At 59.7% G+C, this 14,584-nt stretch carries 11 protein-coding genes; 10 read left to right on the top strand and 1 reads right to left on the bottom strand.

The features are described 5' to 3' along the window. Positions 1 to 260 precede the first annotated feature (260 nt). The 7 genes from mreB to tldD all read left to right on the top strand — a co-directional run bounded on the left by mreB (position 261) and on the right by tldD (position 10,308). The gene (mreB, locus tag AFK67_RS01910) at positions 261 to 1,304 is read left to right on the top strand and encodes a rod shape-determining protein MreB (RefSeq protein ID WP_004385136.1); all 1,044 of its coding nucleotides are present in this window, start codon (positions 261 to 263) and stop codon (positions 1,302 to 1,304) included. A 61-nt stretch (positions 1,305 to 1,365) separates the two neighbouring features. Then, a complete protein-coding gene (gene mreC, locus AFK67_RS01915; protein WP_038884922.1) occupies positions 1,366 to 2,367 on the top strand; it encodes a rod shape-determining protein MreC in 1,002 nt (333 codons plus the stop codon). Beyond that, entirely contained in the window at positions 2,367 to 2,855 is a 489-nt protein-coding gene (mreD, locus tag AFK67_RS01920) for a rod shape-determining protein MreD (protein ID WP_007714640.1), read from the top strand. The genes mreC and mreD overlap by 1 nt, the downstream gene beginning before the upstream one ends. A gap of 9 nt (positions 2,856 to 2,864) precedes the next feature. Beyond that, positions 2,865 to 3,440 (top strand): Maf family protein, encoded by a 576-nt coding sequence (locus tag AFK67_RS01925; RefSeq protein ID WP_007714652.1) that lies wholly within the window; start codon positions 2,865 to 2,867, stop codon positions 3,438 to 3,440. A 6-nt stretch (positions 3,441 to 3,446) separates the two neighbouring features. Next, positions 3,447 to 4,916, top strand: coding sequence for a ribonuclease G (gene rng / locus AFK67_RS01930; RefSeq protein WP_007714660.1), 1,470 nt, complete (start codon positions 3,447 to 3,449; stop codon positions 4,914 to 4,916). Between the two features lie 60 nt (positions 4,917 to 4,976). Continuing rightward, entirely contained in the window at positions 4,977 to 8,777 is a 3,801-nt protein-coding gene (gene yhdP / locus AFK67_RS01935; protein WP_007714668.1) for an AsmA2 domain-containing protein YhdP, read from the top strand. A gap of 85 nt (positions 8,778 to 8,862) precedes the next feature. Then, complete coding sequence (gene tldD, locus AFK67_RS01940; RefSeq protein WP_007714670.1) at positions 8,863 to 10,308, top strand: metalloprotease TldD; 1,446 nt, start codon at positions 8,863 to 8,865, stop codon at positions 10,306 to 10,308. Between the two features lie 35 nt (positions 10,309 to 10,343). Here the strand turns inward: tldD and aaeR are convergent, their stop codons facing one another. Beyond that, positions 10,344 to 11,288, bottom strand: coding sequence for an HTH-type transcriptional activator AaeR (gene aaeR / locus AFK67_RS01945; protein ID WP_023899589.1), 945 nt, complete (start codon positions 11,286 to 11,288; stop codon positions 10,344 to 10,346). A 175-nt stretch (positions 11,289 to 11,463) separates the two neighbouring features. Between aaeR and aaeX the strand changes: the two genes are divergently transcribed. Genes aaeX through aaeB form a run of 3 tightly spaced genes read left to right on the top strand, consistent with a single transcriptional unit; the run spans position 11,464 to position 14,580 of the window. Continuing rightward, positions 11,464 to 11,667, top strand: a complete 204-nt coding sequence (gene aaeX, locus AFK67_RS01950) for a p-hydroxybenzoic acid efflux pump operon protein AaeX (RefSeq protein WP_004385128.1) — start codon at positions 11,464 to 11,466, stop codon at positions 11,665 to 11,667. A 7-nt stretch (positions 11,668 to 11,674) separates the two neighbouring features. Then, positions 11,675 to 12,607, top strand: a complete 933-nt coding sequence (gene aaeA / locus AFK67_RS01955) for a p-hydroxybenzoic acid efflux pump subunit AaeA (protein ID WP_007714678.1) — start codon at positions 11,675 to 11,677, stop codon at positions 12,605 to 12,607. A gap of 5 nt (positions 12,608 to 12,612) precedes the next feature. Then, on the top strand, positions 12,613 to 14,580 hold the full coding sequence (gene aaeB, locus AFK67_RS01960; protein ID WP_007714683.1) for a p-hydroxybenzoic acid efflux pump subunit AaeB: 1,968 nt from the start codon (positions 12,613 to 12,615) through the stop codon (positions 14,578 to 14,580). Positions 14,581 to 14,584: the final 4 nt, after the last annotated feature.

Consider the following 14,584-nt stretch of genomic DNA (forward strand, 5'->3'; position numbering starts at 1 on the left):
AGGGGGCGTACGCCTGCCGGCCAGAGTGTCGCAGCATATTGAAGCAGGCTTTAACTCTTAGCGCATAAGACGTCGTCGGGCCAGCAACGCTCGCGATATCGCCAGCCGGAAAGGCCGGGGCGACGACGGTTTAGCAGGAGAAAAAGCCGCACTATTTTTCACCGATGCAGAACATTTTTTGCGCCTTGTCGCTGCTTCGTGTGGTTGGTAAAGTAAGCGGATTTTGTTTTCCGCCCCAGCTTTCAGGATTATCCCTTAGTATGTTTAAAAAATTTCGTGGCATGTTTTCCAATGACCTGTCCATTGACCTGGGTACCGCGAATACCCTTATCTATGTAAAAGGGCAAGGCATCGTACTGAATGAGCCTTCCGTGGTCGCCATTCGCCAGGATCGTGCCGGCTCGCCGAAGAGCGTTGCGGCCGTAGGTCATGAAGCGAAGCAGATGCTGGGCCGTACGCCGGGCAATATCGCCGCTATCCGCCCGATGAAAGATGGCGTTATCGCCGACTTCTTTGTCACGGAAAAAATGCTTCAGCACTTCATCAAGCAAGTGCACAGCAACAGCTTCATGCGTCCGAGCCCGCGTGTGCTGGTCTGCGTGCCGGTCGGCGCGACCCAGGTTGAACGCCGCGCTATTCGCGAATCCGCTCAGGGCGCAGGCGCCCGCGAAGTTTTCCTGATTGAAGAGCCGATGGCCGCCGCGATTGGCGCTGGCCTGCCGGTGTCTGAAGCGACCGGCTCCATGGTTGTGGATATCGGTGGCGGTACGACCGAAGTGGCGGTTATCTCCCTGAACGGCGTGGTGTACTCCTCCTCCGTGCGTATCGGCGGCGACCGCTTTGACGAAGCCATCATTAATTATGTACGCCGTAACTACGGCTCGCTTATCGGTGAAGCCACCGCTGAGCGCATCAAGCATGAAATCGGCTCCGCCTATCCGGGTGACGAAGTCCGCGAAATCGAAGTGCGCGGCCGTAACCTGGCAGAGGGCGTACCGCGCGGTTTCACTCTGAACTCCAACGAAATTCTCGAAGCGCTGCAGGAACCGCTGACCGGCATCGTCAGCGCCGTTATGGTTGCGCTGGAACAGTGCCCGCCGGAACTGGCTTCCGACATCTCCGAGCGCGGTATGGTTCTGACTGGCGGCGGCGCGCTGCTGCGTAACCTTGACCGTTTGCTGATGGAAGAGACCGGCATTCCGGTCGTGGTGGCGGAAGATCCGCTCACTTGTGTGGCCCGAGGCGGCGGCAAGGCGCTGGAAATGATCGACATGCACGGCGGCGACCTGTTCAGCGAAGAGTAACAGCCGCAGGAAAGGGCAACTCAGGTTGCCCTTCTTGTTGGTTTGGGAATACGCATAGCCTATGAAGCCAATTTTTAGCCGTGGCCCGTCGCTACAGATTCGCCTTATTCTGGCGGTGCTGGTGGCGCTTGGTGTCATCATCGCCGACAGCCGCCTCGGTACGTTCAGCCAGATCCGAACGTACATGGATACCGCCGTCAGTCCTTTCTACTTTATCTCCAACGGTCCACGTGAATTACTCGACAGCGTCTCGCAAACGCTGGCGTCCCGCGATCAGCTTGAGCTGGAAAACCGGGCGCTGCGTCAGGAGCTGTTGCTGAAGAACAGCGAAATTCTGATGCTTGGGCAATACAAGCAGGAAAACGCGCGTCTGCGCGAACTGCTCGGCTCGCCGCTGCGTCAGGATGAACAGAAAATGGTCACGCAGGTGATCTCGACCGTAAACGATCCCTACAGCGATCAGGTCGTGATTGATAAAGGCAGCGTTAACGGCGTTTATGAAGGCCAGCCGGTTATCAGCGATAAAGGCGTGGTCGGTCAGGTCGTCGCCGTGGCGAAACTCACCAGCCGCGTGCTGCTTATCTGCGACGCCACTCATGCGCTGCCCATCCAGGTGCTGCGTAACGACATCCGCGTGATTGCGGCCGGTAGCGGCTGCACCGATGATTTACAGCTGGAGCATCTGCCGGCCAACACCGACATTCGCGTCGGTGATGTGCTGGTCACCTCCGGCCTCGGTGGTCGCTTCCCGGAAGGGTATCCGGTAGGCGTCGTGTCATCCGTGAAGCTCGACACCCAGCGCGCGTATACCGTCATTCAGGCGCGTCCGACCGCGGGCCTGCAACGTCTGCGCTATCTGCTGCTGCTCTGGGGCGCGGATCGCGAAGGCGCCAACCCGATGACGCCGGAAGAAGTGCATCGCGTGGCGAATGAACGTCTGATGCAGATGATGCCGCAGGTGTTGCCTTCGCCGGATGCGATGGGGCCGCCTGCGCCGGCGAATGCCGCGTCCACAACCGCGTCGCCGTCTGGCGGCACGCCTCCCGCGCAGGGAGGGCAGTAGTGGCGAGCTACCGTAGCCAGGGGCGCTGGGTTATCTGGCTCTCTTTCTTAATCGCGCTGCTGTTGCAGATCATGCCCTGGCCGGATGCGATCATCGTGTTCCGGCCAAACTGGGTGCTGCTGATTTTGCTGTACTGGATCCTCGCTCTGCCGCATCGCGTAAATGTCGGCACGGGTTTTGTGATGGGTGCCATACTGGATCTTATCAGCGGCTCCACGCTGGGGGTTCGCGCCCTTTCACTGAGTATCATCGCCTATCTGGTCGCGCTGAAATTTCAGCTATTCCGCAATCTGGCGCTCTGGCAACAGGCGCTGGTGGTGATGCTGTTGTCGCTGGCTGCGGATATTGTTGTCTTCTGGGCGGAATTCCTGGTTATCGATGTCGCTTTTCGTCCGGAAGTGTTCTGGAGCGGCGTGGTGAACGGCGTGCTCTGGCCCTGGATATTCCTGCTGATGCGCAAAGTGCGCCAGCAGTTTGCTGTACAATAAGGGACAGTTATGACAGATCTTTATCTCGCCTCGGGTTCGCCGCGTCGTCAAGAGCTGCTGGGTATGCTGGGCGTCTCATTTGAACGCCTGGTGCCTGGGGTGGAAGAGCAGCGCGCCGAAAAGGAAGCGCCGCAGGATTATGTCACCCGTCTGGCCCGCGACAAAGCCCGCGCTGGCGTGGCGCTGGCCGCGCGCGATCTCCCGGTGCTCGGCGCGGATACCATCGTGGTGCTCGACGGCGATGTGCTGGAAAAACCGCGCGATGCCGCCCATGCAGCCGAAATGCTGCGAAGGCTTTCCGGGCAAACGCATCAGGTGATGACCGCCGTGGCGCTGGCCGATAGCCTGCGCGTGCGCGAGCGTCTGGTCATTACCCGCGTGACGTTCAGAGCGCTGACGGCGCAGGATATCGCGGCGTATGTCGAAAGCGGCGAGCCGATGGATAAAGCGGGCGCCTACGGCATACAGGGGCTGGGCGGCTGTTTTGTCAGAAGCATTGAAGGAAGCTACCACGCTGTGGTGGGCCTTCCGCTGGTAGAAACCTGGGAATTGCTGAGCGAATTCAACTCACTGCGTGAGGGATAAAACAACATGACGGCTGAATTGTTGGTTAACGTTACCCCGTCGGAAACCCGGGTGGCGTATATAGATGGCGGTATTTTGCAGGAAATCCATATCGAACGCGAAGCCCGCCGCGGGATAGTAGGCAATATCTACAAAGGTCGGGTCAGTCGCGTTCTTCCTGGAATGCAGGCGGCATTTGTAGATATTGGCCTCGACAAAGCCGCGTTTCTTCACGCCTCCGACATCATGCCGCACACCGAATGCGTGGCGGGCGATGAACAGAAGAACTTCACCGTGCGCGATATCTCTGAGCTGGTGCGTCAGGGGCAGGATCTCATGGTGCAGGTGGTGAAAGATCCGCTCGGCACCAAAGGTGCGCGTCTTACGACCGACATTACGCTGCCGTCGCGCTATCTGGTATTTATGCCGGGCGCGTCTCACGTCGGCGTTTCGCAGCGCATTGAGAGTGAAACCGAGCGCGAGCGTCTGAAAAACATCGTGGCGGAATACTGCGACGAGCAGGGCGGGTTTATCATCCGTACCGCCGCCGAAGGGGTGTGCGAAGAAGATTTATCGTCTGACGCCGCCTACCTTAAGCGCGTCTGGACCAAAGTGATGGAGCGTAAAAAACGCCATCAGACGCGCTACCAGCTTTACGGCGAACTGGCGCTCGCCCAGCGCGTGCTGCGCGATTTCGCCGTCGCCCAGCTTGACCGCATTCGCGTCGATTCCCGTCTCACCTACGAAATGCTGCTGGAATTTACGGCGGAGTATATGCCGGAGATGAACAGCAAGCTTGAGCACTACAGCGGCCGCCAGCCAATTTTCGATCTCTATGATGTTGAAAACGAAATCCAGCGCGCGCTGGAGCGTAAAGTTGAGCTGAAATCGGGCGGGTATCTGATTATCGATCAGACCGAAGCGATGACGACGATTGACATCAACACCGGCGCGTTTGTCGGCCACCGCAATCTCGACGACACCATTTTCAACACCAACATCGAAGCGACGCAGGCAATTGCCCGTCAGCTGCGGCTGCGCAACCTCGGCGGCATTATCATCATCGACTTTATCGATATGAGTAATGAAGATCACCGCCGCCGTGTGCTGCATTCGCTGGAACAGGCGCTGAGCAAAGATCGCGTGAAAACCGGCATCAACGGCTTCTCACAGCTCGGCCTGGTGGAGATGACCCGTAAGCGGACCCGCGAAAGCATTGAACATGTGCTGTGTAACGACTGTCCTACCTGTCATGGCCGCGGCACCGTAAAAACGGTGGAGACCGTCTGCTATGAAATCATGCGTGAAATCGTGCGCGTGCATCACGCATACGACTCCGACCGCTTCCTGGTCTACGCCTCGCCTGCCGTGGCGGAAGCGCTGAAAAGCGATGAATCCCATGCGCTGGCCGAAGTGGAGATTTTTGTCGGTAAACAGGTTAAGGTGCAAATTGAACCGCTCTATAACCAGGAGCAGTTCGACGTGGTAATGATGTAGCGCGCAGCGGTCGACTGTGTGAGTGAAAGTACCGCCGCGGCGGCTGACAAGGAGAGAAGGGTGAGGCGACTGCCGGGCATTTTGCTACTCACAGGCGCAACGCTGATTGTTATCGTCGCACTGATGGTGAGTGGACTGCGGCTCGTGCTGCCTCATCTCGACGCCTGGCGCCCGGCGCTGCTGGAAAAAATCTCAGCAGCCACCGGCGTGCCGGTACAGGCAAGCCGCGTCGAAGCCTCCTGGCAAACCTTCGGACCGACCCTCGACGTGCGCGATATTCATGCGCAGCTCAACGACGGCGGTCACTTCTCGGTCAGGCGCGTTACCCTCGCGCTGGACGTCTGGCAGAGCCTTCTGCATGCGCGCTGGCAGTTTCGCGATCTCACCTTTTATCAGCTCCAGGTGCGGACTAACACGCCCATTAAGCAGAGCGAAGGCGGCAACCCGCTGGAAGGCAACCAACTGGGCGATCTCTTCTTCCGCCAGTTCGATCACTTCGATCTGCGCGACAGCACGCTCAGCTTTATTACGATCTCCGGCCAGCGCGCCGAACTCGCCGTGCCGCAGTTAACCTGGCTTAACGGGAAAAACCGTCACCGCGCCGAAGGTCAGGTGAGCCTCTCCAGCCTGACCGGCCAGCACGGCGTGATGCAGGTGCGTATGGATCTGCGGGACGATAACGGCCTGCTGAACCGCGGCACGGTCTGGATGCAGGCCGACGATGTGGACGTTAAACCCTGGCTGGGCCAGTGGATGAAAGACAATGTCGACCTTACCAGTGCGCAGTTCAGCCTTGAAGCCTGGATGACGCTGCGCGACGGCGAAGTCGCAGGCGGCGACATCTGGCTGAAGCAGGGCGGTACCACATGGCGCGGCGACGCGCGCAGCCACCGGTTGTCCGTCGATAACCTTACCGCACATATCAGCCATGACGATAACGCCTGGCAGGTCGCTATCCCGCAAACGCGTATCACCGTCGATGACAAGCCCTGGCCTGCGGGCTCGCTGAAGCTGGCGTGGCTTGCCGACCAGCCGGTTGAGGGCGATAAAGTGCGGCGCAGCGGCGAACTGCGCGTGCGCGCCAGCAATCTGGAACTGAGCGGGCTCGAAGGGTTTCTGCCGCTGGCGACCCGGCTGGCGCCGTCGCTCGGCGACGTCTGGGGCAGCACGCGCCCGCAGGGGAAAATCGACGCGCTGGCGCTTGATATTCCGCTTGAGGCCACCGACAAAACTCGTTTCATGGCCAAATGGCGCGATCTCTCCTGGCAGCAATGGAAACTCCTGCCGGGGGCCGAGCATTTCTCAGGCACGGTCGCGGGCAGCCTTGAGCGCGGGCGCGCGACGATAACCATGAACGACGCCCGGATGCCCTATGAGAGCGTTTTCCGCGCGCCGCTGGAGATTACGCGCGGCGAGGCGACCTTCGACTGGCGCAGCAACGCTGACGGCTTCACGCTGGACGGTGAAAATCTGGATGTACGGGCCAATGCGCTATGGGCGCGGGGCGATTTCCGCTATGAGCAGCCGAAGCGCGGCGCGCCGTGGCTTGAGATTCTGGCCGGTATTCAGACGAGTGACGCGAAGCAGGCCTGGCGCTACTTCCCGGAAAACCTGATGGGCAAGGCGCTGGTGGACTACCTGAGCGGCGCCATTCAGGGCGGCCAGGTGGACAACGCCACGCTGGTCTACGTGGGCAATCCACAACACTTTCCGTATAAGCAAAACGACGGGCAGTTTGAGGTTTATGTGCCGCTGCGTAACGCCACCTACGCGTTCCAGCCGGACTGGCCCGCGCTGAAAGATTTCGCCATCGATCTCGATTTCCGCAACGACGGCCTGTGGATGGCGGCGCCGCAGGTGGGGCTTGGCGGCGTCACCGGGAAAAACCTGACGGCGGTGATCCCTGACTATTCACAGGAAAAGCTGTTTATCGATGCCGACATCGCCGGGCCGGGCAAGGCGGTCGGGCCGTACTTCAACGACACGCCGCTTGCGGATTCGCTGGGCGCGACGCTCGATGAACTCCAGCTCGACGGCGATGTGAATGCTCGCTTACATCTTGATATCCCGCTTGACGGCAGCATGACCACCGCTGAGGGCGACGTGTGGCTGCGCAACAACGCGCTCTACGTTAAGCCGCTGAACAGTACGCTGCATAACCTGAACGGCAAATTCAGCTTTGTGAACGGCAACCTTAAGAGCGAACCGTTACAGGCCACCTGGTTTAATCAGCCGCTCAATATCGATTTTTCTACCCGCGAAGAAGAAAAAGCCTATCAGGTTGAAGTGAATATGAACGGCGACTGGCAGCCCACCCGCACTGGGCTGCTGCCGAAGCCGGTTAACGATGCGCTCAGTGGTTCGGTTCCCTGGAGCGGTAAAGTGGCGATTTCGCTGCCGTATCACGCTGGCGTCAATTATCAGGTCGATATCGCAGGCGATCTGAAGAATGTAAGCAGTCACTTACCTGAACCGGTGGACAAAGCCGCGGGCAAAGCGCTGCCGTTCAACGTGCGCGCGAAAGGCGACCTGAAAAGCTTCGATATCACCGGCAACGCGGGCTCTGCAAACCATTTCAACAGCCGCTGGCTGCTGGGCCGCAAGCTGACGCTCGACCGCGCTATCTGGGCGACGGACAGCCGTACCACGCCGCCGCTGCCGGAAAACCGCGGGGTCGAGCTGAACCTGCCCGCGATGGACGGCGCGCAGTGGCTGGCGCTCTTTAACCAGGGCGCGGCGCAGAAGGTCAGCAGCACGACGCTGTTCCCGGAAGAGGTGACGCTGCGCACTCCTGCGCTTACCTTCGGCGGGCAGCGCTGGAATAATTTAAGCGTGATGGCCAAACCACAGGCTGGCGGCACGGAAGTCTCCGCGCAGGGCCGTGAAATCAACGGGCGACTTGTGATGCGCGACGGCGCGCCGTGGCAGGCGACGATCGATTACCTCTATTACAACCCGGCACGTGAAAACGAGGCGGCCTCCGTGTTTACCGGTAAAACCGGGCAGCAAGCGCAGGCGGTCGATTTCAGCGGCTGGCCGAACCTGGCGCTGCGCTGCGCCGAATGCTGGCTGTGGGGCCAGAAATATGGGCGCATCAACGGCGATTTCACGATTAACGGCGATACGCTGACGCTTGCGAACGGGCTGCTGGATACCGGTTTCGCGCGGCTGACGATGCAGGGTGAATGGGTGAACCGCGCCGACGCGATGCGCACGTCGCTCAAAGGCGTGCTGAAGGGCAAACAGCTTGACGCCGCGACCAATTTCTTTGGCGTGAAAACCCCGCTGCAAGGCTCGTCGTTTAATGTCGACTACGATCTCCACTGGCGCGACGCGCCGTGGAAACCGGACGACGCCTCGCTCAACGGCGTGCTGCATACGCGGCTCGGCAAAGGGCAAATCGCCGACCTCGGCACCGGCCACGCCGGACAGCTCCTGCGCCTGCTAAGCTTTGACGCGCTGCTGCGCAAGCTGCGCTTTGACTTCAGCGACACCTTCGGCGAAGGTTTTTATTACGATTCGATTCGCAGTACCGCGTGGATCAAAGATGGCGTGCTGCATACCGACGATACGCTGGTGGATGGACTGGAAGCGGATATCGCCATGAAAGGCTCCGTTAACCTGCCCGCGCGCACGCTGGATATGGAAGCGGTCGTCGCGCCGGAGATTTCAGCGACGGTCGGTGTGGCGGCGGCGTTCGCCGTCAACCCTATCGTTGGCGCGGCGGTGTTCGCGGCCAGTAAAGTGCTCGGCCCGCTGTGGAATAAAATCTCGGTGCTGCGCTATCACATCACCGGGCCTGTCGATAAGCCGCAAATCAATGAGGTGATGCGCCAGCCGCGCGCGGAAGTGGCGCAATGATTTGACGCCGCGGCTGAATTACCGCAAGCTCGCCTGATAACCTTTTTCATTGCCCGTGCGGGCAGGACCATGAGAGTAGCAAACAATGAGTCTGAACCTGGTAAGTGAGCAGCTACTGTCTGCAAATGGCCTGAGCCATCAGGATCTCTTCTCCATCCTGGGCCAGCTTTATGAGCGTCGCCTGGATTACGGCGATCTCTATTTTCAGTCCAGTTATCACGAATCCTGGGTTTTAGAAGACCGCATCATTAAAGACGGCTCTTACAATATCGACCAGGGCGTGGGCGTGCGCGCCGTCAGCGGCGAGAAGACCGGCTTCGCCTATGCCGACCAGATTAGCCTTGAATCGCTGACGCAGAGCGCGCAGGCCGCGCGCAGCATCGTGCGCGAGCAGGGCGAAGGGCGCATCAAGACCCTGAGCGCCGTGGAGTATTCCCCGCTCTACACTACGCTCGATCCGCTGCAGAGCCTGAGCCGTGAAGAGAAGCTCGATATTTTACGCCGTGTCGATAACGCCGCGCGCGCGGCAGACAAGCGCGTGCAGGAAGTTAGCGCGAGCCTGACCGGCGTCTATGAACTGATTCTGGTTGCTGCGACCGACGGCACGCTGGCGGCGGATGTGCGTCCGCTGGTGCGTCTCTCGGTTAGCGTGCAGGTGGAAGACGACGGCAAGCGCGAGCGCGGCTCCAGCGGCGGCGGCGGACGTTTTGGCTACGAGTGGTTTATGGAAGATACCGACGGCGAAGTACGTGCCGAGGCCTGGGCGCGTGAAGCCGTGCGTATGGCGCTGGTCAATCTGAGCGCCGTCGCGGCGCCCGCCGGTACGCTGCCGGTGGTGCTGGGCGCGGGCTGGCCTGGCGTGTTGCTGCACGAAGCGGTCGGTCACGGTCTCGAAGGCGATTTCAACCGTCGCGGCACGTCGGTATTCAGTGGTCAGATGGGCCAGTTGGTCGCTTCTGAACTCTGCACCGTTGTCGACGACGGCACGCTTGCCAACCGTCGCGGCTCGCTGGCGATTGATGACGAAGGCGTTCCGGGGCAGTACAACGTGCTTATCGAGAACGGCATCCTGAAAGGCTACATGCAGGATAAGCTTAACGCGCGCCTGATGGGCGTTGCGCCGACCGGTAATGGTCGCCGTGAATCTTACGCGCACCTGCCGATGCCGCGTATGACCAACACCTATATGCTGGCCGGGAAATCGACGCCGCAGGAGATTATCGAGTCTGTAGAGTACGGTATCTTCGCCCCGAATTTTGGCGGCGGCCAGGTGGATATTACTTCCGGTAAGTTCGTCTTCTCGACCTCTGAAGCCTACCTGATTGAAAAAGGGAAAGTAACGAAGCCGGTGAAGGGCGCGACGCTTATCGGCTCCGGTATCGAGGCGATGCAGCAGATTTCGATGGTGGGCAACGATGTGAAGCTCGATAACGGCGTCGGCGTCTGCGGCAAAGAGGGTCAGAGCCTGCCGGTGGGCGTCGGTCAGCCGACGCTGAAAGTGGATAACCTCACGGTCGGCGGTACCGCGTAAGCCTTCTGTTCGCCCCTCCACTGCGAGGGGCGAGATTACGCGCGGCTCTCTTTTCCCTTTCCGTTTCTCCCCCGCATCTCCTGATAGACCTGCGCCACCTTCACGAAATAATCGTTCAGCGCGTTAATGCAGACCTGCACCTTGAGCGGCAGCTTGTCCTTTTCGGTGTAAAGCGCGTAGACCGGCCGCGGATCGGACTGGTAGCGTGGAAAGAGGATCTCCAGCTCGCCGCTATTGATCTCATCGATCACCCACATTAGCGGTACATACGCGATACCTGCGCCTGCTTTTAACCAGCGGGAGAGCGTCATCGGATCGTTGGTGACAAAGCGGCCCTGCGGCAGCAGGCGGGTCGAGATGCCTTCCGGGGCGATAAGCTCGAATTCGTTGTCAGGACGCACGCTATATTCAAGCCATGAATGGTTGGCAAGGTCGGCAGGTTTTTCCGGCGTACCCGCCTGGGCGAGATAGCTCTTCGCCGCGCAGACCACCATCGGCATGGAACCCAGGCGTTTCGAGAACAGGCTGGAGTCCTGGAGTGCGCCCACGCGGATAACGACATCCAGCCCGTCGGCAATCAGATCCGGCGCGGGAATACCGGTGACCAGATTGACCGACAGCCCCGGATAGTCGCGTAGCATGCCTGCCGTCAGGCTGGCCAGCACATTTTGCGCCATGGTTGAAGAACAGCCGATGCGCAGCGTGCCAATAGGACTATTGTTGAACGCGTATAACTGTTCGTGGACTTCCTGCACCTCATGCAACATGCGTCGGCAGCCCTGATAGTAGATCCGGCCCGCTTCGGTTAAGCCAATACTGCGGGTGCTGCGGTTTAACAGTTTGACCTGTAACTCGTCTTCCAGTTTCGAGACGGTCTGGCTGATAGAGGAGACGCTCATCTCAAGCTGCCTTGCGGCGCTGGTAAACGAGCCCAGCTCCACCACTTTGGCGAACACCGACATTCTTTTTAGTCGTTCCATTATTCACTCTGGCTTAAAAGTGATTTAGATCACATATCATAGATAACTTACTATCAGTTACGCTAATATATTATTTCCAATATAACTACCGCCGCACTCTCGCCCGGCCATTCCTGGTCACTCGTTGCGGAATATAGTTTATAAATCAATCGCCTGCACGCAAATCAAGGTCAACATGAGTCTTTTTCCGGTCATTGTGATATTCGGTCTGTCCTTTCCGCCGATCTTTTTTGAGCTTCTGCTGTCGCTGGCGATTTTCTGGCTGGTGCGCCGTGCGCTGATCCCGACCGGGATCTACGATTTTGTCTGGCATCCGGCGTTATTCAATACGGCGCTCTATTGCTGTCTGTTCTATCTGCTGTCGCGCTTGTTTGTCTGAGGTTGATGTGAAAGTACTAACAACAAAAATAACCCGCACAGCCATCACCGTGGTGCTGGTCGTGCTCGCCTTCATCGCCATTTTCCGCGCCTGGAGTTTTTATACCGAGTCGCCCTGGACGCGCGATGCGCGCTTTAGCGCCGACGTGGTCGCCATTGCGCCCGACGTCGCCGGGCTTATCACGTCGGTCGACGTGCATGACAACCAACTGGTGAAGAAAGATCAGGTGCTCTTCACTATAGACCAACCGCGCTACCAGAAGTCGCTGGAAGAAGCGGAAGCCGATGTCGCCTATTATCAGGCGCTGGTGAATGAAAAACGTCGCGAGGCGGGTCGTCGTAACCAACTGGGCATCCAGGCGATGTCGCGTGAAGAGATTGACCAGGCCAATAACGTCCTGCAAACCGTACTGCATCAGCTGGCGAAAGCCGAGGCGACGCGCGACCTGGCGAAACTCGACCTCCAGCGCACCGTGATCCGCGCGCCTGCGGATGGCTGGGTCACTAACCTTAACGTCTATACCGGCGAATTTATCACGCGCGGCTCCACCGCCGTGGCGCTGGTCAAACAGAACAGTTTCTACGTTCAGGCGTATATGGAAGAGACCAAGCTTGAAGGCGTGCGTCCGGGGTTCCGCGTGGAGATAACGCCGCTTGGCAGCAATAACGTGCTGCACGGCACCGTCGACAGCGTGTCGGCGGGCGTCACCAACGCCAGCAGCACCCGCGATGATAAAGGCATGGCGACGGTCGATTCCAACCTCGAGTGGGTGCGTCTGGCCCAGCGCGTGCCGGTGCGCATTCGCCTCGATAAACAGCCCGGTAATCTTTACCCTTCCGGCACCACGGCGACCGTGGTCGTGACCGGCGAGCGCGACCGCGACCGCAGCCACGAATCGGCCTTTAACAAGCTGATGCACCGCCTGCGCGAATTCGGTTAACCGCTATGGGCTTCCTGTCTATCGATCCCCGGCATCTGCGCTTTGCCATAAAACTCGCCACCGCGATTGTGCTGGCGCTGTTTGTCGGGTTTCACTTTCAGCTGGAAACGCCGCGCTGGGCGGTGCTGACCGCCGCTATCGTGGCGGCGGGCCCGGCATTCGCGGCGGGCGGCGAGCCCTGGTCCGGCGCTATCCGCTATCGCGGCATGCTACGCATCATCGGCACGTTTATCGGCTGTCTCGCCGCGCTGGTGATTATCATCGGCACGATCCGCGCGCCGGTCGTGATGCTGACGGTTTGCTGCGTCTGGGCAGGTTTCTGCACCTGGGTCTCTTCGCTGGTGAAAGTGGAAAACTCCTACGCCTGGGGGCTTGCGGGTTACACGGCGCTGATTATTGTCATCACCATTCAGACCGAGCCGCTGCTAGCGCCGCAGTTCGCGCTGGAGCGCTGTAGTGAAATCGTGCTTGGGATCTTCTGCGCGATTATCGCCGACCTGTTATTTTCGCCGCGCTCGATTAAAAAAGAGATTGACCGCGAACTCGACGCGCTGCTGGTAGAGCAGTTCCGCCTGATGCAGCTCTGCATGGCGCACGGCGACAGCGAAGAGGTCGATAAAGCCTGGGGCGCGCTGGTGCGGCGCACCGCGGCGCTCGACGGCATGCGCGTGAACCTCAATATGGAGTCGTCGCGCTGGGGACGGGCGAACCGGCGGCTGAAAGCGCTGAACACGCTCTCGCTGACGTTAATCACCCAGGCCTGCGAAACCTATCTCATCCAGAATACCCGGCCAGAGTCGATAGCGCCTGAATACCGCGAACTGTTCGTCGAGCCGGTGGACAACGCCGCCGATGTGCACCGCCGCCTGAAATTCATCCGTCGCGTACTCTCCTGGACCGGCGAGCACGATACCCCGGTGACGATTTACACCTGGGTCGGCGCCGCCACGCGTTATTTGCTGCTCAAACGCGGCGTTATCACCAACGCGAAAATCAGCGCGGTGGAAGAAGACGTGCTGACCGACGAAGTGGTTATCAAGCCCGCCTCGGCGGAGCGCCACCACGCCATGATTAACTTCTGGCGCACCACGGTCTCCTGCCTGCTGGGCACGCTGTTCTGGCTCTGGACCGGCTGGACCTCCGGCAGCGGGGCGATGATCATGATTGCCGTCGTGACGGCGCTCGCGATGCGTCTGCCAAACCCCCGCATGGTATCACTCGATTTCCTCTACGGCATGCTGACGGCGCTGCCGCTCGGGGCGTTCTATTTCCTGGTCGTGCTGCCCTCGACGCAGCAAAGTATGCTGTTGCTGTGCATCAGCCTGGCGCTGCTCGGCTTTTTTATCGGCATCGAAGTGCAGAAACGGCGGCTCGGCTCGATGGGCGCGCTGGCGGGCACCATCAATATTCTGGTGCTGGATAACCCGATGACGTTTCATTTCAGCCAGTTTCTCGACAGCGCGCTGGGGCAACTGGTGGGCTGCGTGCTGGCGACGATGGTCATTCTCGTTATCCGCGATAACTCCCAGGCGCAGACCGGGCGTATGCTGCTGAATCAGTTTGTCTCGGCGGCGGTGTCGTCGCTCACCACCAACAAGGCGCGGCGCAAAGAGAACCATCTGCCCGCGCTCTATCAGCAGCTCTTTATGCTGCTGAGTAAATTCCCCGGTGACGTGGCGAAGTTTCGCCTGGCGCTGAACCTGATTATCGCGCATCAGCGCCTGCGCGATGCGCCGGTGCCGGTCAATGACGATCTCTCCGCGTTTCACCGTCAGCTCCGGCGCACGGCGGATCGCCTGATTTCCGCCTCAAGCGATGAAAAACGGCGCGCCACGTTCCGACAGCTGCTGGATGAACTGGCGGTTTATCAGGAGAAGCTGCATGTCTGGGCGGCGCCGCAGTCGGTTATCGATTCCGTGAAGCGCCTTACCGATATGCTGCAGAAATATCAGCACGCGCTGACCAACAGCTAGCCTC

The organism is Cronobacter dublinensis subsp. dublinensis LMG 23823, from assembly GCF_001277235.1.
Lineage (GTDB): Bacteria > Pseudomonadota > Gammaproteobacteria > Enterobacterales > Enterobacteriaceae > Cronobacter > Cronobacter dublinensis.

What these genes read in the sequence shown, in the direction of transcription:
- mreB (WP_004385136.1), top strand. Translation starts at nt 261, where the DNA reads ATGTTTAAAAAATTTCGTGGCATGTTTTCCAATGACCTGTCCATTGAC.
- rng (WP_007714660.1), top strand. Translation starts at nt 3,447, where the DNA reads ATGACGGCTGAATTGTTGGTTAACGTTACCCCGTCGGAAACCCGGGTG.
- aaeX (WP_004385128.1), top strand. Translation starts at nt 11,464, where the DNA reads ATGAGTCTTTTTCCGGTCATTGTGATATTCGGTCTGTCCTTTCCGCCG.
- aaeR (WP_023899589.1), bottom strand. Translation starts at nt 11,288, where the DNA reads ATGGAACGACTAAAAAGAATGTCGGTGTTCGCCAAAGTGGTGGAGCTG.
- tldD (WP_007714670.1), top strand. Translation starts at nt 8,863, where the DNA reads ATGAGTCTGAACCTGGTAAGTGAGCAGCTACTGTCTGCAAATGGCCTG.
- mreC (WP_038884922.1), top strand. Translation starts at nt 1,366, where the DNA reads ATGAAGCCAATTTTTAGCCGTGGCCCGTCGCTACAGATTCGCCTTATT.
- aaeB (WP_007714683.1), top strand. Translation starts at nt 12,613, where the DNA reads ATGGGCTTCCTGTCTATCGATCCCCGGCATCTGCGCTTTGCCATAAAA.
- AFK67_RS01925 (WP_007714652.1), top strand. Translation starts at nt 2,865, where the DNA reads ATGACAGATCTTTATCTCGCCTCGGGTTCGCCGCGTCGTCAAGAGCTG.